Genomic DNA, 20851 nt, shown 5'->3' with positions numbered 1-20851 from the left:
ATATTTTGGCAGGAATACGCATAAGCGTGTTTTTTTCCTTTGCTAAGCTGAAAGACAGACCTGTCTCGTGCAAATAAGGAGAGCTAAATGAGTCAACATAAAACCCGCCAGCTGGGCGACAGCGGTATCACCGTGCCGTTACTGACGTTTGGCGGCAACGTCTTCGGCTGGACAGTGGATGAGAAAACCTCGTTTTCGCTGCTGGATGCGCTGGTGGAGAAGGGCTTGTTCTTTATTGATACAGCGGATGTTTACTCGCGCTGGGCACCCGGTAATCAGGGTGGCGAATCAGAAACCATCATCGGTAAATGGCTGAAGCAGAGCGGCAAGCGCGACCGGATCGTGCTGGCAACCAAAGTGGGTATGGAGCTGTCACCGGAAAAAACCGGCCTTAAACCGGCCTATATTCGCCAGGCCGTAGAGGATTCCCTGCGCCGGCTGCAAACCGACGTGATCGATCTGTATCAGGCGCACCGCGACGACGCGCAGACGCCGCTGCATGAGACGCTGCAGGCGTTTGATTCGCTGATCAAAGAGGGCAAAGTGCGCGCTATCGGCGCATCCAACTACAGCGCAGCGCGTCTGCAGGAGGCGCTGGATATCAGCAAGCAGCACGGGATTGCCCGTTACGAAACGCTGCAGCCGGAATACAACCTTTACGATCGGGCTGAGTATGAAGGCGGACTGGAACAGGTGGCGGTGAAAAACGGGCTTGGCGTGATTAACTACTATTCGCTGGCCAGCGGCTTCCTCAGCGGGAAGTACAAAAAACCGGAAGATGCCAGCAAGAGCGCCCGCGGCCAGGGGATCGTCGAGAAATACCTCAATGCGCGCGGTAAACGCATCATTGAAGCGCTGGAGGATATCGCCGCCTCGCATGACGCTTCGGCGACGCAGGTTGCGCTGGCGTGGCAGATTGCCCGCCCCAGCATCACCGCGCCAATTGTCAGCGCCACCTCGCTGCAGCAGCTGGATGAGCTGGTCAAAGCCACCGAACTGCAGCTGAGCAAGCAGGAAATTGAAGAGCTGGCCCGCGCCAGCCAGCCGTAACCCTAAGCGGGGCGCGACAGCGTCCCGCAGCCAATCCTGATTTTTTGCCTCGCAAAAAATGCCTTTCTGGCAAAAACAGATTCATTCATCGATCCGCGTCACAATTGCGTTAAGTCACTGTCACCTTTACCTTCCCAGCGCACAGATTTGCAAAAACTGACACAACCCCAGCACTATCCTCTGCCTGTTTCTTCCGATCACTTACAAAAGAATAACGATCATGAACAGAAAAAAAGCAGTGCAGTCTGTCCCCCGTCTGGCAGCGGGTACCCTGATGTTCGCCATGCTGAGTGCCTCTGCGGTGGCAGCCGATGCGTTCAGCTATGACTCCCCTTATATGTTTGGTGACTGGGGCGGATACCGAACGCAGCTGGAGAATGACGGCATCAAATTTGATGTGAACTACACCATGGAAAGCGCCGCGAACCTCGGTGGCGGCGCGGATACCAATACCTCCATGCGCTATAGCGATCAGTGGGCGTTTGGCGCAAATTTCGACCTGCAAAAGCTGCTCGACTGGCAGGATGCGCAGTTCCAGATGACGATCACTAACCGCGATGGCCGCAATATTTCCGATCAGGTCGCAGACCGCCGCAGCGGTATGCTGTCCTCGGTGCAGGAGGTGTACGGCCGCGGTCAGACCTGGCGTCTGACGCAGTTCTGGCTGAGTAAAGGGCTGTTCGATAACACCGTTAACCTGAAAGCCGGCCGCGTAACGGTAGGCGAAGATTTTGATAATTTTGACAGCAAGTTCCAGAACCTGGCATTTGGCAGCGGCCAGGCCGGTAACTGGCGCGGCGATCGCTGGTTCAACTGGCCGGTATCGCAATGGGGCGGTCGCGTGCGGGTGAATTTCACGCCGGAGGTGTTCTTCCAGGTGGGCTTCTATAACCAGAACCGCGCCAACTACGACCGCGGCGACGGCTTCCGTCTCGACACCAGCCATTCCGAAGGCAACCTGGTACCGGTCGAGCTGGGCTGGAAACCGACGCTGGGGCCGGATAACCTGCCAGGTAATTACCGCATTGGTTATTACTACTCCTCGGTGAATGGGGATAACTACGGCAGCTGGCGCGACGGCGCGTACCAGAGCAAAGATCACGCCTATGGCGGCTATGTGCTGTTACAGCAGCAGCTGACGGCACAGGGCGGCGATGCCAGCCGCGGCCTTGGCGTGATGGTGCAGGCGGTGATGAATGACCATAAAACGTCAAAAACGGACAATTATCAGTCGATCAGTTTCACGTGGAAAGGGCCGTTTGACGCACGTCCGCAGGATGAAATTGGCGTAGGTGCCGCGCGTATCCACGTTAACAGCGCCTATACCCGCGCGCTGCGTGAGCAAAACGCCGCCAGCGGCGAAACCGATTTCAACAGCCCGACCTATCTGCCGATTCAGGATGGCTCAGAGTACAACTATGAGATCTATTACAACGCTCAGCTGACTAAATGGCTGCAGCTGCGTCCTAACCTGCAGTATGTGGTGGCACCGGGCGCGGTCAGCGAAGTGAAAGATGCTTTTGTGGGCGGGATCTCCGCAAACATCAACTTCTGATCGGCGCCAGCAGCAAAAAGGCGGCCACCGGGCCGCCTTTTTTATTTCTGCACGCTGCGCGCCTGCTCAGCGGAACATCACTTCAGCCCAGCGCGCCAGCCCGGCCGTCACCGAGCCGAAATCGTCACCGCCGGCAATCGGGGTGCCCGGCAGCGCCTGCTGCAGCGCCGCGCGCAGCACCGGCGAACGGGCGCTACCGCCGGTAAGGTAAATGACATCCGGTGCGGTGTCGCTACTGGCCAGCGCCAGCTGCACCTGCTCCAGCATGCGTTCCAGCGGCTGGGAAATGGCTTCTTCCAGTTCGGCAGCCGCAATCTCCGCTTCAAGCAGTGGCGCGATGAACGCCAGCGACGCGGCGGTGGTTGGCCGATCGGACAGCGCAATCTTGCTCTCTTCCGCTGCACGCACCACGCGATAGCTGAGCTTCTGCTGCCATACCTTCAGCAGATGCGCCACTTTGTCGCTCTGTTCGGCATCACGCACCAGATCGCGCAGCAGTTTTCCGCTGGCCGCCGAGTAGAAGTCGCTCTGCGCCGGCACGTCGTTAATGGCGACGGCGTTCCACCACGGCAGCGCAGGCAGGGCGGTCCCTTTTAAGGTATTGCCACCCAGGCCAAGCAGCGGCATCAGGGTTTTAAACGCGAGCATGATGTCGAGATCGTTCCCGCCGACGCGGCAGCCGCTGTGACCCAGCAGGCTGGCATGGCGGTCGGCCTTGTTACGCCACGTCGGGCCCATTAACAGCATGGAGCAGTCAGTGGTACCGCCGCCGATATCCACCACCAGCACGCGCGTCTCTTTCTCCAGCGTGGCTTCAAAATCCAGCCCGGCAGCCACCGGTTCAAACTGGAATTCCACGTCGCGGAAACCGGCGCGGTGAGCGGCGCGCAGCAAAATACCCTGCGCCTGCTGGTTGGCGTCTTCGCCGCCCAGCCCCTGGAAGTTAACCGGCCGGCCAATCACGGCCTGGTCAATCGGGCTGTCCAGCTGGCTTTCGCCCTGCTGGCGGATATGCAGCATCATGGCGCAGACCAGATCTTCAAAAAAGGCGATCTGCTGCGGCTTCAGGCCGCTGGCGCCAAGGAACGATTTTGGCGATTTAACGAACCAGACGTCTTCCGGATCGACCATGTACTGCTGCAGTGCGGTAAGGCCGAACTGCACGCTGCCTGGCGTGACCTCAATATCTTCTTCGCGGTTAAAGCGCAGCGCGCGCTGCAGCAGCGCGGTGCTTTCGTGATCCGGCGTGGCGACCTGATGATGGCGATGCAGCCATTCGCTGATCGCTTCACGCGTTGGTGCACAAATCATGGAGGGAAGCAGGCGCTGACCCTTCTCCAGTGTCAGCATGCGCGGCGTGCCGTTGTCGCTTACCGCAATGGAACAGTTAGCCGTGCCGTAGTCGAATCCGATAAACATGTTGATCCCCCATGCCAGAAAAAAGGGGGCGACTTTAGCGCAGCCAGGGCGGGCTGGCAATGGGTAAGGCGGGCGATTACATCTGCACTTCCTGATAAACGCGATACTGACCGCGTCCGGCATGTTTGGCGCTGTAACAGGCCACATCCGCCTGTGACATCACCACGTTGCTGTGGCAGTTATGCGCATCAATCTGCGTGATACCGGCGCTGGCGCCGACGTGGTATGGCTCGCCGTGCCAGTAAAAGGTGTATTCATTCACCGCGCTGACGATACGCTGCACGCCATCGCGCACCTGATCCACCTCGCTATCCGGCAGCAGCAGGCCAAACTCATCGCCGCCAAGCCGCGCCAGCATATCGTTGCTGCGCAGATGCTGCTGCATCAGCCCGGCCAGTTCGCGCAGCAGCGCATCGCCGGCAGCATGTCCGGCGGTGTCGTTAACCGCTTTGAATTTATCCATATCAAGGAACACCAGCACGTGCTGGCTCTGCCCGGTTGCCGCCTCACTGACCCGCTGCCTGAGCTGCTGTTCAAAACTGTGCCGGTTGGGCAGGCCTGTCAGCATGTCATGTGACGCGCTGTAGCTCAGCCGCTTCATCATTTTGCGCGACTCGCTGACGTCCTGAATAACCATCACCGCCCCGATGCTGTGACCGGCAAGGGTTTTCAGCGGCGTGATGCTGTAGTGGATTTCCACGCGACCGCCCTCCGGCGTGTGCAGCACCAGCTCCTCTTCCAGATCCGGCGTGGTTTTTTCCGACGGCAGCTGACACAGCAGCAGGTTTTCCACCCGCGGTCCGCTGGCACCGCGGGTGATGTTGAGCAGTTCGCTCAGCGCCATCCCGGCCGCTTTCTCCTGTGACCAGCCGCTCAGCGTCTCGGCCACCGGGTTCATAAAGGTGACGCGCATTTCATCATCGGTACTGATCACCGCTTCGCCAATTGAATCCAGCGTGATCGCCATACGCTCTTTTTCCTGAAACAGCGCGTCGTTCAGCGCGCGCAGCGGCGTCATGTCCTGGCAGATGCCCAGCATACGTTCGATCTGGCCATCCTGGCTGAGAATGCGATTGGCTTCGCTGCGCAGAAAGCGTGTGCCCTGCGGCAGGTTAACCCGATACTCCAGATGAAACGCGCTGCGGCGCTCAATCGCCTGCTGAATAATCAGCGCCACGGTTTCGCGCTCGGCGGGATCGACCAGATGCAGCCAGACGTCATAGGTGGGCGTGACGTGTGGATCCAGCCCAAGCAGCGCATACATGCGCTTATCCCACAGCATTTCGCCGGTCAGCAGGTTCCACTCCCAGACGCCAATGCCACCGGCTTCATTGGCCAGCGTGATGCGCTCCATCAGGCGACGGTTTACCTGCTCGCTCTGTTTGAGCTCAGAGATGTCAATGATCTGCGAAATAAAGTAGAGCGGCTGGCGCTCTGCGTCGCGCACGGCGGACACCGTCAGCCGCGCCCAGACGATTTCGCCGTCTTTGCGGAAATAGCGCTTCTCCAGGGTATACGTCAGGATGTCACCCGCCACCAGCCGCTGCAGCTGCTGCAGATCGCTGTGCAGATCGTCCGGATGCGTGATCTGCTGGAAGGTGAGCTTTTTCAGTGCTTCCGCCGGGTAACCCAGCGTGTTACACAGCGACTGATTCACCTGCAGCCAGTTGCCCTGCGGCGACACCAGCGCCATGCCAATCGCTGAATACTCCATGGCGTTACGAAAGCGGGTTTCACTTTCACTGATATGCTGTTTCTCACGCAGGAAAGCGTCCATGACCAGCGACATTGCATGACCTGGCAGCAGCACCAGCAGAAACGGCAGCCAGCCGCTGATCTGGCCAAACAGCATCTCATAGCGCGCCAGCTGCACCCAGTTCAGCGCCAGCAGCAGCGACATAAAACTGGCATTGAGAAAGAACAGCAGAAACGCCTCGAACTTCGGCAGGCGCACGGCGCACCAGAACAGGATGACCACGATGAAGGTAAACGGCCACGGCATAAAGCGCAGCACCAGATAGCTGGCAAGCAGGGTGCCTGCCAGCGTCAGCGCCGTCTCCAGCTGTCTGCCGGGGGTAATCAGCTGGCGCAGCGGTCGCCGCGGCCACAGCAGCAGCACCGGCCCAAGCGCCAGCACGCCAATCACCTCGGAAATAACCCAGGTAAAAAAGAAAGGCAGGGCGGCGCCGCTGCCGACATGCAGCATCCACAGCGCGACCACGCCGCCAGTCAGCGGGGCGATGAGCCCGGCGCAGAGGGCAAACCGCGCCCAGTCGGCCAGCGAATCCAGCGGCGCGTGGCGGTCGAGCAGCGCCCGCAGCATCAGGCCGGCGATCACCGCCTGGACCATATTAAGAATGGCAAACTTCACGTTGCTGAGCGCCGGGCCAATCACCAGCAGGTTAGCCAGCGTGGTGCCCAGCACGCAGCCGGCCAGCAGCAGCGGCACCTGTTTTGCCGGCGCGCGGAACACCACCACCGTCATCAGGGCGGTGGCGTACCAGAGCGGCGAAATCCGCCCGCTGACAACAATCAGTTCCAGACAGAATAAGGTCAGCAGGAAAGCCAGCCCACCCAGCAGCAGAGCATGCTGCCACGGCCGGGGCGACGTATCCTGAGGGGTTAACATCTCAACGGTCATGCACGAATCCAGCAGCGCGCACTCGATACACGACGAAAAATGCGCCAGTCAATTTCTGACTGGCATGCTAGCACATCTGGCGGGCGCGCTGCGCGGAAATAACCTTTAACAAAGATGACAGGGCGGCGGTGTGGGGTCAGCGGAACAGATCGGCGCGGGTAAACGGCTTTTCCAGCCCGGCGAGGTCGGCGGAAAAGCGTTCAAGGAACTGCTGCGTGGTGGCCACGCGCCCGTGGCTCAGCAGCAGCACCGGGACCAGAAAAGCAATCGCCACCTGAATAGCGCTGAAGCCTTTTAACGCGGTGTCACGCTGGCTCAGCAGGAAGGCGCTGCTGAGAGTAAAGCCCAGCAGCAGCCCCGCCAGCACTTCGCTGACCGAATGGGCGTGAATCACCAGGCGGGAAAATCCCACCATCAGCGGAATCGCATAGCCGATACCGATAGTCAGCATCCGCCAGCGGCGCGGCCAGCGGCCAGAGATCAGCCACATCATGACCGGCCAGAGCGTGGCAGACATCGCGCTGTGCCCGCTGAAGCCGGTGAAATTAAAACGGGCGCTGCCGATGCCAAAGCCAAGAAACAGAATTTTCGACAGGCTGACGATCAGCCCAGCCAGACCAAACGCCAGCAGCCAGTACCAGACGGTACGGCGGTTGTCGCTTTTCCACGGCAGCACCAGGGCGATAATCACCGCTGTGGGGATCAGCAACATACTGTCGCCAAAATAGGTCAGGGTTCTCCAGCTCATAGGTTTCCTTGCAGCAGCTATCCGGGACCCGCATTTAACGTAACGCGGGCAGACGCACAGTGTATCGGTTCAGCGGCAGGCTGCAAAACGGGATAGTCTGAAAAGGCCGCGTTCCGCATTTCTCTGGCATCAAACCGGTGAAATCCCTATAATTGCCGCCAACAAACCCTCTCATTCGGCCCGTGACTGCTCAGGCAGAAACCGGCTCCAGTTATCAGGTCTTGAAAAAAGTATGACTGACAAGTCCCATCAGTGCGTGATCGTTGGCATTGCAGGTGCATCTGCATCCGGAAAAAGTCTTATTGCCAGCACGCTCTATCGTGAAATCCGTGACCAGGTCGGTGACGAGCATATCGGTGTGATCCCCGAAGATGCCTACTATAAAGACCAAAGCCACCTCACCATGGAAGAGAGGGTCAAAACCAACTACGACCATCCCAGCGCAATGGACCACGATCTGCTGCTGCAGCATCTGCGTGCGCTGAAGGCGGGCGAGGATATCGATCTGCCGGTGTACAGCTATGTGGAACACACGCGTACCGATGAGTCTATTCACCTGAAGCCGAAGAAGGTGATCATCCTGGAAGGCATCCTGCTGCTGACCGATGCGCGTCTGCGTCAGGAGCTGAACTTCTCTATCTTTGTGGATACGCCGCTGGATATCTGCCTGATGCGCCGTATGAAGCGTGACGTGAATGAGCGCGGCCGCTCCATGGATTCGGTCATGAGCCAGTATCAGAAAACCGTCCGTCCGATGTTCCTGCAGTTCATCGAACCTTCCAAGCAGTACGCCGACATCATCGTGCCGCGCGGCGGTAAAAACCGCATCGCAATTGATATCCTCAAGGCGAAAATTAACCAGTATCTTTGATTCCGCGTCAGAGGGACGTGGACGTGACGGGCTGCGGTGGTCACCACGACGGCAGCCTTTCGCTACACTTAAATCATGGAGTTTGCGATGAGATTATGCGATCGCGATATTGAAATCTGGCTGGACAGCGGCAGACTGGCGATTGAACCCCGTCCGCCGGTGGAGCGTATTAACGGCGCGACCGTGGATGTGCGCCTCGGCAATCAGTTCCGGACCTTTAGCGGCCACACCGCGCCGTTTATCGATTTGAGTGGTCCCAAGCACGAAGTGAGCGCGGCGCTGGATCGCGTAATGAGTGATGAGATTGTGCTGCCGGAAGGGGAGGCGTTCTTTCTGCATCCCGGCGAGCTGGCGCTGGCGGTTACGCTGGAGTCGGTGACGATTCCGGACGATCTGGTCGGCTGGCTGGACGGTCGCTCGTCGCTGGCGCGTCTGGGTCTGATGGTGCACGTCACGGCGCACCGTATCGATCCCGGCTGGCAGGGCCGTATCGTGCTGGAGTTCTATAATTCAGGCAAACTGCCGCTGGCGCTGCGCCCGGGCATGCTGATTGGCGCCCTGAGCTTTGAGCCACTGTCCGGTCCGGCGGCACGTCCCTATAACCGCCGCGAAGATGCCAAATATCGCGGCCAGCAGGGGGCTGACGCCAGCCGTATTGATAAAGATTAACGTGTTTGCCTGAACGCATCAGGACGCGGCAGGGCGGCAGCGGGAACGGCCTGGCAGACGCATGCCGGGTGAATACGCGCAGCCGATGCTGCTGCACTTCAGGGTTGACGGTGAAGAGGATGCAATGAGAAGAGTGATAACGACGCTGGCCATCCTGTTGGTGGTGGTGGTCGCGGGCATGACCGCGCTGGTGTTGCTGGTTAATCCCAACGACTTTCGTACCTATATGGTCCGGCAGGTAGAGCAGCGCAGCGGTTATCAGCTTGAGGTAAGCGGCGACCTGCGCTGGCACGTCTGGCCGCAGCTCAGCATTCTCGCCGGGCGTATGAGCCTCACCGCACCCGGCGCCCGTCAGCCGCTGGTGACGGCGGAAAATATGCGGCTGGATGTCAACTTATGGCCGCTGCTGTCGCACCAGCTCAGCGTCAGCCAGGTGATGCTGAAAAACGCCATCATCCGCGTGACGCCCGACAGTGACGCACAGAAACCCCAGGGCGCACCGGTCGGCCCCGGCGACAGCGAACCCACTCTTACCCGCAACAACGGCTGGACCTTCGACATCAGCAAACTGCGCATTGCCGATAGCCTGCTGATCTGGCAGCAGCCGGGCGGTGATGAATACAATTTCCGCGATCTGAACCTCAGCATGAATCAGGACGCCAGCCGCGAGGCGCGCATTGAGCTCAGCACGCGCGTTTCGCGCAATCAGCGTAATGCCAGCGTGCAGCTGGCGGGGCAGATGAATGTGGCGCAGTATCCGCACCGGCTTACCGGCAAACTGGAAACGCTGAACTACACGCTGGATGGCGCCAATCTGCCGCCACAGGGCATCAAAGGCTCGCTGACCGGGCAGGCCGAGTGGAATGACGATAAGCAGCAGTTTTCATTATCGGACATGCAGCTGACCGCTAACGACAGCACGCTGGATGGCAGCGCACAGGGCCGGCTGGCACAGCCGCAGCAGCTTACGCTGGCGCTGCATGCCGCCTCGCTGGATCTTGATAATCTGATGGCCAGCGCGCCCGCTGACGCCAGCGCCCCGGCACAGCGCGCTAACGTGGTGCGCACGCCGGTGATTGCCGAGCCGCGCAGCCATGACAACGCGGATTCGCCGCTGAATGCGCTGGATTTGCAGCTCAGTCTGAAGGCGGACAGCAGCGTCTGGCGCGGTCTGACGCTGGCCAATCTGCAAATTGATGCCCGCAATCAGCAGGGGCTGATGACGCTGGACAAGCTGCAGGGCAAACTCGGCGACGGCCACTTTTCTATCCCCGGTTCGGTGGATATCCGCCAGCCGGTGACCGCCGTGGCGTTTCAGCCAGAGCTGGAGAACATTGCACTGGCGCCGCTGCTGAAAGCGCTGGAACTGCCGGAAACGCTGCAGGGCACGCTGTCGCTCAAGGGCGACGTCAGCGGGGCCGGACTGAGCGTGGCGGAAGCCAAACAGAACTGGCAGGGAACAGCGGATATCGAGGCCACCAACCTGCAGCTGGCTCAGCTGAATCTGCAGCAGATGGTGCGCCGCGCGGTGGCGCGTGTCAGCAACCGCGTCAGCAACGATCAGCCTGACGATCAGGGCATTCAGCAGCTGAGCGGCCATCTCAGTCTGAAGCAGGGCGTGTTACAGCTGCCGGATCTGCAGGGCGGCAGCAGCCGGCTGGCGGTACAAACCCGCGGCACGATTGACGTGGTGAAACAGCAGATGGATGTCACCATCAATATGCTGCTGCGCGGCTGGCAGGGCGATGACCGCCTGGCGGCGGTGCTGAACGATCAGACCATTCCGCTGCGAATGTACGGTGGCTGGGATAATCTGCAGTACTCACTGCCGGTTGACGATGTGGTCCGGCAGCAGCTGCAGAGCGAAGCCAAATCACGACTCAATCAGTGGCTGGATCGCCAGCAGCCGGCAAAAGCGGCGCAGTAACCGGCGCCGCCGCCGCTAGCGCAGATCGCGCTGCGCCAGCGGCAGAATCTCCACTTTCTGCACCCGATGATGCTCAACCTGCAGCGTGCGCAGCAGATAATCACCGACCTGCAGGGTTTCGCCCTCGGCCGGCACATGCTGCAGGCTATCCATCAGCAAACCGGCAAGGGTGTGGTAGCTGCGTTTATCCTCCAGCGGCAGCGGGACATACGCCGCCAGATCTTCCAGCGGCATATGACCATTGGCAATCCAGCCGCCGTTGTCGGTGGGCTGGATATCGTAGCGCGCATCAACCTCTTCTCCTTCATTTGGCAGATTGCCGGCAATGGTTTCCATCACATCACTCAGCGTCACCACGCCTTCGACTGAACCAAACTCATCCACGACGAAAGCAAAGTGGGTCCGCGCCGTGCGAAACTGCTCCAGCGCCTGCAGCAGGGTCAGCCGCTCAGGGAATATCAGCGGCTGGCGGATCAGCGAACGTAAATCCAGCGCCGCGCTGTGCAGCGACTGGTGCAGCAGGTCAATGACGTGCACCACGCCCAGCGGGTCACGACCCTGATCGGTGATCAGAATGCGCGTGTGCTGATTACGGTCGAGCTGCGCCATAATGGTTGCCGGGTCTTCGCTCAGATCGATGTGCTCCACATCATGGCGCGAGGTCATGATGCTGCTGATCTGCCGCTGGCCAAGCCCGAGCACGCGGGCGATCATGCGCCGTTCCTGAGGATTAAACAGCGGGCCGCCTTCATGATCGCTCAGCAGCGAGGCGGTTTCTGCATCCAGTTCCGCGCGCTGCGCTTCGCCACGCAGTAAACGCAGCACGGCTTCCGCCGTTCGCTGACGCAGCGGCCGGCCGGCAGAGAGAAAGCGGCGGCGGTTAAACATCGCCAGCTGATTAAACATCTCAATCACAATCGAGAAGCCGATAGCCGCATACAGATAGCCTTTGGGAATAGTAAAGCCCAGCCCTTCGGCCACCAGGCTGAAGCCAATCATGAGCAGGAAGCTGAGGCAGAGAATCACAATCGTGGGATGACTGTTAACGAAGCGGGTCAGCGGTTTACTCGCCAGCAGCATCAGCAGAATGGCCACGGTGACGGCGGCCATCATTACCGGCAGATCGTTGACCATGCCGACGGCGGTAATAACGGCATCCAGCGAGAAGATGGCGTCCAGCACCACGATTTGTGCCACCACTGGCCAGAATTTAGCGCCGCTTTTATTTTGACCAACCTCTTCATCGCGACCTTCCAGCCGGGTGTTCAGCTCCGTTGTGGCTTTAAACAGCAGAAAAATTCCGCCGCATAAAAGAAGCAGATCGCGCGCGCTGAAGCTGTGCTGCCATAGCGTAACAAGGGGTTGCGTGAGCGTAACCAGCCAGGAAAGTGAGGCCAGCAGCGCCAGACGCGACGCCAGCGCCAGCAGCAGGCCAAAAATGCGGGCGCGATCGCGCAGCGCGGGCGGCAGTTTTTCTACCAGAATGGCAATGAAAACCAGGTTATCAATACCCAGCACCAGCTCCAGAACGATTAGCGTGACTAATCCTGCCCAGAGCGACGGATCGGCGATCCCCTCCCACATACTTTCATCACCATAATGTCTGAAAATGAGCTAAGTCTGATGATAGTTAATCGCCAGAGCGTGTACAAATAACCCTCGTGCCGCGCCGATATTAGCGCGGACAGCCCGGTTAGGATTAATCTCAGGAACGGCATTGCCCGCTAAGAAAAAAGTATGGATAAACATCCTGCATAAGTGATGATCACGCTTAATTCTTATCACCGGCTGAAAACGACTGTTTTTAAGACGCCATAATCTGACGCTGGATATGGAATAATTCTGAATTTGAGGTGGCGTATGCCGGGCGGGCGTGGCTTCAATACTAATGGCTGGTAGTCTTTTTCCTAAAATAGTGCAGGGAACACGGGGCCTACTTGTAAACAAGCCAGTAATAACTAGTATAGCAACGTGTTAGTAAATGTCTGCGCCAAAGTTGTATATTGCGCGCTGTTTAGCTTCTTAATGTTGTGAATTGTGATCGTGAACGAGTTAAGCCAGGAATTTTCCGCTGACTGCCGTTTCACTGACAGAAAAAGGTGATGAAGCGGTATTGGCAGCGACAGCCAAGGGCGGTAGCGTGCCTGAAATGCTTTTCACTGAAAGAGAATTGTCTGGCTTTGCGGCAGGGATAGTCAGACTAATCTGTTGGTATTTATCACAATTTTCTTGCTTTACTGGCAAGTGAATTGGCCTAAATGCCGGAGAGTTCGCCGCAGTTTGCCTTCCAGGGTCCGGTTGAAATATCGCTCATTTATTACACAGGCTCAAGGCGTAGGGATTAGGGAAATAAAATAAAAGAGTTAAATATGCGCGATAACGAATTTACATATAAAAGTCTTCTCACAAAAATCTTACTGGCGTGTTCGGATTTAATTTGTTTTAACGCAGCACTGTTTATTGCGCTTGCGTTGATTAATTCGTTCACGAATTCTCCACTGGCAGATATTTCTGAAAAAGATCTCAATTTAAAAATAGCCACACATGTATGCCTGTCACTAATTTGTACTGGCTGGTTCTGGGTGCGCCTGCGGCATTATACCTATCGCAAGCCATTCTGGTTTGAGCTGAAAGAGGTCTTTCGTACCATTCTTATTTTCTCGGTCATCGATCTCTCAATTTCCGCACTGTCACAGTGGCAGATGTCGCGTTTTGTCTGGGTATTAACCTGGCTGCTGGCGCTGATATTGATTCCCCTGGCGCGCGCAATTTCTAAACGCGTCCTGAATCATTTCGGACTGTGGAAAAAGCAAACCATCATTATCGGCAGCAGCCGTAATGCGCAGGAAGCCTGGCAGGCGCTGCAGAGCGAAGAGGTGATGGGTTTTGATGTTATCGCCTTCTTTGATGTTGACGGTACCTGTCCGCAGGCCAGCATCTCCGGTGTGCCGGTGCTGCACAACGAGCAGGAGCTGTGGCAGCTGACTAACAGCGAAACCCAGTTTATCGTGGCGGTGGAGTTCGAGCAGAGCCAGTATCGCGACCACTGGCTGAAAACGCTGGCGATGCACAACTGCCGCTCGGTCTCGGTCATTCCAACGCTGCGTGGCGTGCCGCTCTACGGTACCGACATGGCTTACATCTTCAGCCACGAAGTGATGATTCTGCGCGTGAATAACAACCTGGCGAAACGCACGTCGCGCTTCCTCAAACGCGCATTTGATATCGTCGGCGCACTCAGCATTATTATTGCGCTGTCGCCTGCGCTGCTGGTGCTGGGCTTTATGGTTGGACGCGATGGCGGCCCGCCGATTTATGGCCACGAACGTGTGGGTCTGAACGGCCGCAAATTCAAATGCCTCAAATTCCGCTCGATGGTGATCAACTCGAAAGAGGTGCTGGAAGAGGTGCTGCGCACTGACCCGGTCGCCCGCGCCGAGTGGGATAAAGATTTCAAACTGAAAAACGATCCACGTATCACCAAAGTTGGTCACTTCATCCGTAAAACCAGTCTGGATGAGCTGCCGCAGCTGTGGAACGTTGTCCGGGGGGATATGAGCCTGGTTGGCCCGCGCCCGGTCATTGAAGATGAACTCTGTCGTTATGCCGGTGATGTTGATTATTACCTGATGGCAAAGCCAGGCATGACGGGATTGTGGCAGGTCAGCGGTCGTAACGACGTTGACTACGAAACGCGCGTCTATTTCGATTCGTGGTATGTCAAAAACTGGTCGCTGTGGAATGACATCGCGATTCTGTTTAAGACAGTCGGCGTAGTGCTTAAGCGCGACGGCGCTTATTGATAGACAGCGAGGGCAGGGAACGGAATAAGGTTCCCGCCTGATAACTGCCGGTGCTGGGAGTGTCTTTACCTGATAACTGCCATTATCGAGCCTGACCAAAGTGGTTTATTTAGCAATTTTTAAATATTCCACTTTAATTGATGTCGTCTTAGAGCACGGTGACAACATAAAAACCAAGGGAGCATAAGATAATGACCCACAGTTTCAGTGTTTAATCCGTCATATTAATTTTTGTAAGACGCTTACACAGCGGCGTTTTCGCCTCTATCAATCATTAACTGATAGCGAAGAACCAGATGATAATGAAAACTAAATTGATACCGTTACTGGTATCCGCGACTTTTCTCTCCGGGTGCACCATCGAACCAGGTTCGCACCTTTCCACCAGTGGAAAAGATGTCATTGAGCAACAGGATAGCAACTTTGACATCGACAAATACGTCAACGTTTTCCCGCTGACGCCGCGTCTGGTTGAACAGATGCGTCCGAAGCCGCTGGTCGCGCAGGCGAACCCGCTGCTGCAGAACGAGATTCAGAGCTACGAATACCGTATCGGTATTGGCGACGTGCTGAACGTGACCGTCTGGGATCACCCTGAGTTAACCACGCCGGCCGGTCAGTACCGTAGCGCCAGCGACACCGGTAACTGGGTACAGGCAGATGGCACCATCTTCTATCCGTATATCGGAAAAGTGCGCGTTGCCGGCCGTACCGTCACCGAAATTCGCAGCGAGATTGCCCGCCGTCTGGCGCAGTTCATCGAAAGCCCGCAGGTTGACGTTAATGTGGCGGCGTTCCGTTCACAGAAAGCCTACATCACCGGTTCGGTGACCACCTCCGGTCAGCAGCCGATCACCAACGTCCCGCTTACCGTGCTGGATGCGATTAACGCCGCAGGCGGCCTGGCGGCAGATGCCGACTGGCGCAATGTGGTGCTGACGCACAACGGCCGCGAACAGCGTATTTCGCTGCAGGCGCTGATGCAAAACGGCGACCTGAGCCAGAACCACCTGCTCTATCCGGGCGATATTCTGTTTGTGCCGCGTAACGATGACCTCAAAGTCTTCGTGATGGGCGAAGTGAAACAGCAGTCAACGCTGAAGATGGACCGCAGCGGCATGACGCTGGCGGAAGCACTGGGCAACGCTCAGGGTATGGATCAGACCACTGCGGATGCCACCGGCGTGTTCGTGATTCGTCCGATTCGCAGTGCAAACCGCACCAAGATTGCCAACGTTTATCAGCTGAATACCAAAGATGCGGCATCCATGGTGATGGGTACCGAATTCCAGCTGGAACCTTACGACATCGTCTATGTCACCTCCACGCCGATCACGCGCTGGAACCGTGTGATTTCAGGACTGCTGCCAACCATCGTCGGTATCGATAACGCAACGTCGGCGGCGCAGCGTATCCATAACTGGTAGAAGTAGGGTTTCACCATGATTAAGTCCGTGTTAGTCGTCTGCGTCGGCAATATCTGCCGCTCCCCCACCGGGGAGCGCCTGTTTAAACGCGCACTTCCGCACACCCGCGTCGCCTCTGCCGGTTTAGCTGCCCTGGAAGGGCATCCGGCGGATAAGACAGCCAGCGCAGTCGCCGCCGAACATGGCGTGTCACTCGAAGGTCATGAAGCTCAGCAGTTAACGGCCAGCCTGTGCCGTGACTTTGATCTGATTCTGGTGATGGAGAAGCGCCACGTTGAGCAGGTGAACCGCATCGACCCGGCAGCCCGTGGCAAGACCATGCTGCTGGGGCACTGGCTTAATCAACAGGAAATTGCGGACCCGTACAGAAAAAGCCGTGAGGCATTTGAAGAAGTGTACGGGTTACTGGAAAACGCTACCCAGAAATGGGTCAACGTATTAAGCCGATAGTTGGGATTATCCATGAATATCAAAAACAAGGTTATGACCGCGCCAAAAGAAGATTCGAATGGATGGGATCTGGCGCATCTTGTGGGACAGCTGATTGATCACCGCTGGATCATTGTGGCCGTTACCGCTTTCTTTATGCTGATGGCAACGCTCTACACGCTGTTCGCGACGCCGATTTACAGCGCCGATGCGATGGTGCAGGTTGAGCAGAAAAACACCGCTTCCGTCCTGAACGAACTGCAGGACGTGCTGCCACAGACGCCAGCGTCAGATACGGAAATTCAGATCATCGAATCCCGTATGGTGATCGGTAAAACCGTGGACGACCTCGGTCTCGACACCGTGGTGCAGCAGAAGTACTTCCCGGTTATCGGTAAAGGCCTGTCGCGTCTGATGGGTAACAAGCCGGCGCAGATCGCCATTTCGCGTCTGGAAATTCCACGCACCATTGATAAGCGTACCGTTGAGCTGGAAGTGACCGGTCCGCAGACCTACACCGTCAGCAAAGATGGTGATGAGCTGTTTAAAGGCCGCGTGGGCCAGCTGGAGCAGCACGGTGATGTCACCATGCTGGTCAGCGGTATTCAGGCGGACGAAGGCACCAGCTTCAGCGTGACCAAGCTGACCGATCTGCAGGCCATCAAAAACGTGCTGGGCGCGCTGACGGTAGCGGATAAAGGCAAAACCACCGGCGTGCTGGGTCTGGAATATCAGGATGAAGATCAGGAGCAGGCGAGCCGCGTACTGAACCAGATCGTCAACAACTATCTGCTGCAGAACGTCGAGCGTAAGTCAGAGCAGGCAGAGAAGAGCCTGCAGTTCCTGCGCACGCAGCTGCCGCAGGTGCGCAGCAACCTGGATGAAGCCGAAGACAAGCTGAACACCTTCCGCCGTCAGAACGAATCGGTTGATATGTCGCTGGAAGCGAAATCTGCGCTGGATTCCTCTGTCAGCGTGCAGAGCCAGCTGAACGAGCTGACCTTCCGTGAAGCCGAAGTGTCGCAGCTGTTCACCAAAGACCACCCGACTTACCGCGCGCTGCTGGAAAAACGCAAAACGCTGGAAGCAGAGCAGGCTCAGCTGAACAAGAAAATCTCTGGCATGCCACAAACCCAGCAGGAAATTCTGCGTCTGACCCGTGATGTGCAGGCTGGCCAGGAAATCTACATGCAGCTGCTGAACCGTCAGCAGGAGCTGGGCATTAGCAAAGCCAGCACCGTCGGTGATGTGCGTATCATTGATAAAGCCGAAACCGGTGCCAGCCCGGTAGCACCGAAGAAGGCGCTGATCATCGCGGCCGGTCTGATTCTGGGTCTGCTGCTGTCAGTGGGTCTGGTGCTGCTGAAAGCGCTGTTCCACCACGGTATCGACAACCCGGAGCAGCTGGAAGAGCTGGGCATGAACGTCTATGCCAGCGTACCGCTTTCCGAGTGGCAGCGTAAGAAAGACACCGAAGCCCTGGCGCGTCGTGGTCATAAAGAGAAGGCTGACCCGCACAACACGCTGCTGGCGCTGGGTAATCCGACTGACCTCTCCATCGAAGCGATTCGTAGCCTGCGTACCAGCCTGCACTTCGCCATGATGGAAGCGAAAAACAACATTCTGATGATCACCGGTGCCAGCCCGGGAATCGGTAAGACCTTTATCTGTGCCAACCTGGCCACACTGGTGGCGAAAGCCGGCCAGCGCGTGCTGTTCATCGACGGCGACATGCGCCGCGGTTATACCCACGAGCTGCTGGGTGCAGATAACAAAGTTGGTCTGTCCAACGTGCTGTCCGGCAAGAGCGAGTTCTCGCCTGCGATGATTCAGAAGGGCGTGTACGGTTTCGACTTCCTGCCACGCGGTCAGGTACCACCAAACCCGTCTGAGCTGCTGATGCACCGTCGCATGAGCGAGCTGCTGGACTGGGCAAGCAAAAACTATGACCTGGTGCTGATCGATACGCCGCCAATCCTGGCCGTCACCGATGCCTCGATTATCGGTAAGCTGGCCGGCACCTCCCTGATGGTGGCGCGCTTCGAAACCAACACCACCAAAGAACTGGATGTCAGCTACAAGCGCTTCGCGCAGAACGGCATCGAAATCAAAGGCGTCATCCTCAACGCCGTGGTACGTAAAGCGTCAAATGCCTACGGTTATGGCTATGACTACTACAACTACGAGTACGGCAAAGAAGTGAAAAGCTAAGCAACACCTTAACGGGGCGGTCTAACCGCCCCGTTTTCATGATGAAAGCCTGCAGCGGCACCGGTGATGGCGCAACAGCCGATCTCTCGTGCGCTGCCAGCAGGCGTGCAGACATTTTCTGTGTTGCCCGGGCGCAGCCCGTGACCGACGGCAACCGAATTTTTCCGGTGCGTTTTGCACCACAAAACATACACACAGCACAATCTTGGGTATTTCCGTGACGGTAAGAAAAGCCTTTATGAGAAAAGAAGCTAACGGCATGATTTTTCGGAACAAAGCCGATTCCTTTCCTGTAGCTGCTCGCGTTACCGTTGAATCTGGAACAGCTGTTTAAGAGGTGCTGGCAATGCAGGACATCCGCTTCTCAATTGTAATTCCCGCTTACAATGCGTCGAAATCAATTGTCTCGACGCTGGATTGCGTCAGAGCGCAAACCTATCGCAATTTTGAAGTCATCATCGTGGATGACAAATCAGCCGATGCGGCTGAGCTGGCGCAGGTGGTGCGCAGCGAGCGCTATCAGGAGCTGGACATTACGCTTGAGCTGTCTGAGGTCAAACTCAACGGCGCAGGCGCGCGCAACAAGGGCATTGCGCTGGCCACCGGGGACTTCATCAGCTTCCTGGATGCGGACGATGAGTGGCATCCGGATAAGCTGCTGGAAGTGCGCGATACCATCGCCAGACTGGAGGCGCAGGGCAAATCACGTTACGTGATTTTCAGCCAGGTGAACATCCATCAGGATGGCAGTTTCCTGAAAGTGATGCCGATGCAGCCGCCGGGCAAAAATGAGACGGTGGCAGAGTATCTGTTTGGCTGTTATGGCTTTATTCAGACCAGCACCATTGTGCTGAAGCGTGAAGATGCCGCCAGAATCCAGTTTGATGCGCGCTATATTCGCCATCAGGATTACGACTTCTGCATCCGCGCCGATCGCATGGGCTATGAGTTTGTCATGATTGCCAAACCGCTGGCGACCTACCATCTGGTCACCAAATTCGGTTCGAAACATAAAGGGGAGTCGGTCAAGTATTCGTACTTCTGGCTGGACACCATGAAGCCGCATCTGACGGCACGCGATATCCATACCTATAAAGCGTTCAAGCTGCCGCTGCGCTACAAAATGGATGGGAATTCGCTGATGGCCAGCGTCAGTTTTGCGCGCTACTTCTTCCTGACCAACCGCGATAACCGGGCGTACTTCATGAATCGTCTGTTCGATAAGGTGAAGTCGCGCTTCAGCGGAAAACGGGCGGTCTCCTGACCGTCACTCTCTTTCACTTGCTCCCGCACCGGGAGCAATTTTTTGCTATCTGAACTTCCGGGTAAATAAATGACAAATCATATTGGCACCATCGGTATCGTGATGCCGATGTACAACGCGCGCAAAACGGTGATGCGCGCGGTCGAGTCGATCCTCAACCAGACTTACAGCGACTGGCACCTCTACCTGGTCAACGATAAATCCACCGACGATTCGCTGGCCTTTGTGCGCGAGCACTGTCAGGACCCGCGTATCACCATCCTCAGCAATGACGTCAATCAGGGCGCGGCTGAAACCCGTAACGTCGGGCTGCGGGCCGCGCAGGAAGAGATCATCGCGTTTCTCGACAGCGACGACGAATGGCATCCGGAAAAGCTGGCCGAACAGGCTGCGGCGATCGCGGCAGGCGATGACTTTGTTATCACCCACTATCACTACAAAACCAAAACTGCCGATCACGACATTACCTACAGCAAACCCTGGCTGCAGCAGGAAAACTTTGTGAAGAAGCAGTATCGCGTCTGCTTCTCATCGGTCTGCTTCCGCCGTCCTCCTCAGGGCATCTTCTTCCAGCGTAAAGGTCACGAAGATTTCCTGTTCCTCTATGAACTGTTCCTTCGCTACAAACAGGCCCGGGTGATCCAGAAGACGCTGGTGAACTATTACGAGCTGGGCGATTCGCTTTCACGTAACAAGAACAAAGCGGCGAAGTGGCACCTCGAATTATTAAGAATTATCTATAAAAACAATCCTTTAAAAATCTATTACTATTACGGCTGGTATATGGTGAATGGGGTTCTTTTCACCCTTAAGCATCGTTAATAACCGTGATCGCTT

15 protein-coding genes are annotated in these 20851 nt (G+C 57.0%); 11 read left to right on the top strand and 4 right to left on the bottom strand.

Annotation, left to right across the window (positions count from 1 at the left end):
- Nucleotides 1-87 precede the first annotated feature (87 nt).
- Together D8B20_RS11150 and D8B20_RS11145 are read left to right on the top strand one after the other, a co-directional pair.
- Nucleotides 88-1050, top strand: a complete 963-nt coding sequence (locus tag D8B20_RS11150) for an aldo/keto reductase (RefSeq protein ID WP_145888940.1) — start codon at nucleotides 88-90, stop codon at nucleotides 1048-1050.
- A 220-nt stretch (nucleotides 1051-1270) separates the two neighbouring features.
- Entirely contained in the window at nucleotides 1271-2605 is a 1335-nt protein-coding gene (locus tag D8B20_RS11145; protein ID WP_186454366.1) for a carbohydrate porin, read from the top strand.
- A 66-nt stretch (nucleotides 2606-2671) separates the two neighbouring features.
- Here D8B20_RS11145 and yegD read toward each other — a convergent pair whose 3' ends face one another.
- From yegD to D8B20_RS11130, 3 genes are all read right to left on the bottom strand, one after another.
- Nucleotides 2672-4024, bottom strand: coding sequence for a molecular chaperone (gene yegD / locus D8B20_RS11140; protein WP_145888939.1), 1353 nt, complete (start codon nucleotides 4022-4024; stop codon nucleotides 2672-2674).
- Between the two features lie 76 nt (nucleotides 4025-4100).
- Nucleotides 4101-6665, bottom strand: a complete 2565-nt coding sequence (locus D8B20_RS11135; RefSeq protein WP_145888938.1) for a diguanylate cyclase — start codon at nucleotides 6663-6665, stop codon at nucleotides 4101-4103.
- Between the two features lie 136 nt (nucleotides 6666-6801).
- The gene (locus D8B20_RS11130) at nucleotides 6802-7413 is read right to left on the bottom strand and encodes a phosphatase PAP2 family protein (RefSeq protein ID WP_145888937.1); all 612 of its coding nucleotides are present in this window, start codon (nucleotides 7411-7413) and stop codon (nucleotides 6802-6804) included.
- Nucleotides 7414-7645: 232 nt separating this feature from the next.
- On the opposite strand from D8B20_RS11130, the gene udk reads away from it, so the two are divergent.
- The 3 genes from udk (at nucleotide 7646) to asmA (ending at nucleotide 10880) form a co-directional block, all read left to right on the top strand.
- Complete coding sequence (udk, locus tag D8B20_RS11125) at nucleotides 7646-8284, top strand: uridine kinase (protein WP_145888936.1); 639 nt, start codon at nucleotides 7646-7648, stop codon at nucleotides 8282-8284.
- Nucleotides 8285-8371: 87 nt separating this feature from the next.
- On the top strand, nucleotides 8372-8953 hold the full coding sequence (gene dcd / locus D8B20_RS11120) for a dCTP deaminase (RefSeq protein ID WP_145888935.1): 582 nt from the start codon (nucleotides 8372-8374) through the stop codon (nucleotides 8951-8953).
- Nucleotides 8954-9077: 124 nt separating this feature from the next.
- The gene (asmA, locus tag D8B20_RS11115; RefSeq protein WP_145890536.1) at nucleotides 9078-10880 is read left to right on the top strand and encodes an outer membrane assembly protein AsmA; all 1803 of its coding nucleotides are present in this window, start codon (nucleotides 9078-9080) and stop codon (nucleotides 10878-10880) included.
- Nucleotides 10881-10895: 15 nt separating this feature from the next.
- Here asmA and D8B20_RS11110 read toward each other — a convergent pair whose 3' ends face one another.
- Complete coding sequence (locus tag D8B20_RS11110; RefSeq protein ID WP_145888934.1) at nucleotides 10896-12464, bottom strand: TerC family protein; 1569 nt, start codon at nucleotides 12462-12464, stop codon at nucleotides 10896-10898.
- Nucleotides 12465-13249: 785 nt separating this feature from the next.
- On the opposite strand from D8B20_RS11110, the gene wbaP reads away from it, so the two are divergent.
- From wbaP to D8B20_RS11080, 6 genes are all read left to right on the top strand, one after another.
- On the top strand, nucleotides 13250-14683 hold the full coding sequence (gene wbaP, locus D8B20_RS11105; protein ID WP_145888933.1) for an undecaprenyl-phosphate galactose phosphotransferase WbaP: 1434 nt from the start codon (nucleotides 13250-13252) through the stop codon (nucleotides 14681-14683).
- Nucleotides 14684-14985: 302 nt separating this feature from the next.
- Nucleotides 14986-16110 carry a polysaccharide export protein gene (locus D8B20_RS11100; RefSeq protein ID WP_145888932.1) on the top strand — a complete coding sequence of 375 codons (1125 nt, stop codon included), beginning with the start codon at nucleotides 14986-14988 and terminating at the stop codon, nucleotides 16108-16110.
- 15 nt (nucleotides 16111-16125) lie between these two features.
- Nucleotides 16126-16560 carry an arsenate reductase/protein-tyrosine-phosphatase family protein gene (locus tag D8B20_RS11095; protein ID WP_145888931.1) on the top strand — a complete coding sequence of 145 codons (435 nt, stop codon included), beginning with the start codon at nucleotides 16126-16128 and terminating at the stop codon, nucleotides 16558-16560.
- Nucleotides 16561-16572: 12 nt separating this feature from the next.
- Entirely contained in the window at nucleotides 16573-18750 is a 2178-nt protein-coding gene (gene wzc / locus D8B20_RS11090) for a tyrosine-protein kinase Wzc (protein WP_145888930.1), read from the top strand.
- Nucleotides 18751-19096: 346 nt separating this feature from the next.
- Complete coding sequence (locus D8B20_RS11085; protein ID WP_145888929.1) at nucleotides 19097-20014, top strand: glycosyltransferase family 2 protein; 918 nt, start codon at nucleotides 19097-19099, stop codon at nucleotides 20012-20014.
- Nucleotides 20015-20083: 69 nt separating this feature from the next.
- A complete protein-coding gene (locus D8B20_RS11080; RefSeq protein ID WP_145888928.1) occupies nucleotides 20084-20836 on the top strand; it encodes a glycosyltransferase family 2 protein in 753 nt (250 codons plus the stop codon).
- The last annotated feature ends 15 nt before the right edge of the window (nucleotides 20837-20851 follow it).

The organism is Candidatus Pantoea soli, assembly GCF_007833795.1.
Classification (GTDB): Bacteria; Pseudomonadota; Gammaproteobacteria; order Enterobacterales; family Enterobacteriaceae; genus Pantoea; species Pantoea soli.
This window is presented reverse-complemented; position numbering and strand designations above follow the sequence as displayed.

What these genes read in the sequence shown, in the direction of transcription:
- D8B20_RS11150 (WP_145888940.1), top strand. Translation starts at nt 88, where the DNA reads ATGAGTCAACATAAAACCCGCCAGCTGGGCGACAGCGGTATCACCGTG.
- D8B20_RS11145 (WP_186454366.1), top strand. Translation starts at nt 1,271, where the DNA reads ATGAACAGAAAAAAAGCAGTGCAGTCTGTCCCCCGTCTGGCAGCGGGT.
- yegD (WP_145888939.1), bottom strand. Translation starts at nt 4,024, where the DNA reads ATGTTTATCGGATTCGACTACGGCACGGCTAACTGTTCCATTGCGGTA.
- D8B20_RS11135 (WP_145888938.1), bottom strand. Translation starts at nt 6,665, where the DNA reads ATGACCGTTGAGATGTTAACCCCTCAGGATACGTCGCCCCGGCCGTGG.
- D8B20_RS11130 (WP_145888937.1), bottom strand. Translation starts at nt 7,413, where the DNA reads ATGAGCTGGAGAACCCTGACCTATTTTGGCGACAGTATGTTGCTGATC.
- udk (WP_145888936.1), top strand. Translation starts at nt 7,646, where the DNA reads ATGACTGACAAGTCCCATCAGTGCGTGATCGTTGGCATTGCAGGTGCA.
- dcd (WP_145888935.1), top strand. Translation starts at nt 8,372, where the DNA reads ATGAGATTATGCGATCGCGATATTGAAATCTGGCTGGACAGCGGCAGA.
- asmA (WP_145890536.1), top strand. Translation starts at nt 9,078, where the DNA reads ATGAGAAGAGTGATAACGACGCTGGCCATCCTGTTGGTGGTGGTGGTC.
- D8B20_RS11110 (WP_145888934.1), bottom strand. Translation starts at nt 12,464, where the DNA reads ATGTGGGAGGGGATCGCCGATCCGTCGCTCTGGGCAGGATTAGTCACG.
- wbaP (WP_145888933.1), top strand. Translation starts at nt 13,250, where the DNA reads ATGCGCGATAACGAATTTACATATAAAAGTCTTCTCACAAAAATCTTA.
- D8B20_RS11100 (WP_145888932.1), top strand. Translation starts at nt 14,986, where the DNA reads ATGAAAACTAAATTGATACCGTTACTGGTATCCGCGACTTTTCTCTCC.
- D8B20_RS11095 (WP_145888931.1), top strand. Translation starts at nt 16,126, where the DNA reads ATGATTAAGTCCGTGTTAGTCGTCTGCGTCGGCAATATCTGCCGCTCC.
- wzc (WP_145888930.1), top strand. Translation starts at nt 16,573, where the DNA reads ATGAATATCAAAAACAAGGTTATGACCGCGCCAAAAGAAGATTCGAAT.
- D8B20_RS11085 (WP_145888929.1), top strand. Translation starts at nt 19,097, where the DNA reads ATGCAGGACATCCGCTTCTCAATTGTAATTCCCGCTTACAATGCGTCG.
- D8B20_RS11080 (WP_145888928.1), top strand. Translation starts at nt 20,084, where the DNA reads ATGACAAATCATATTGGCACCATCGGTATCGTGATGCCGATGTACAAC.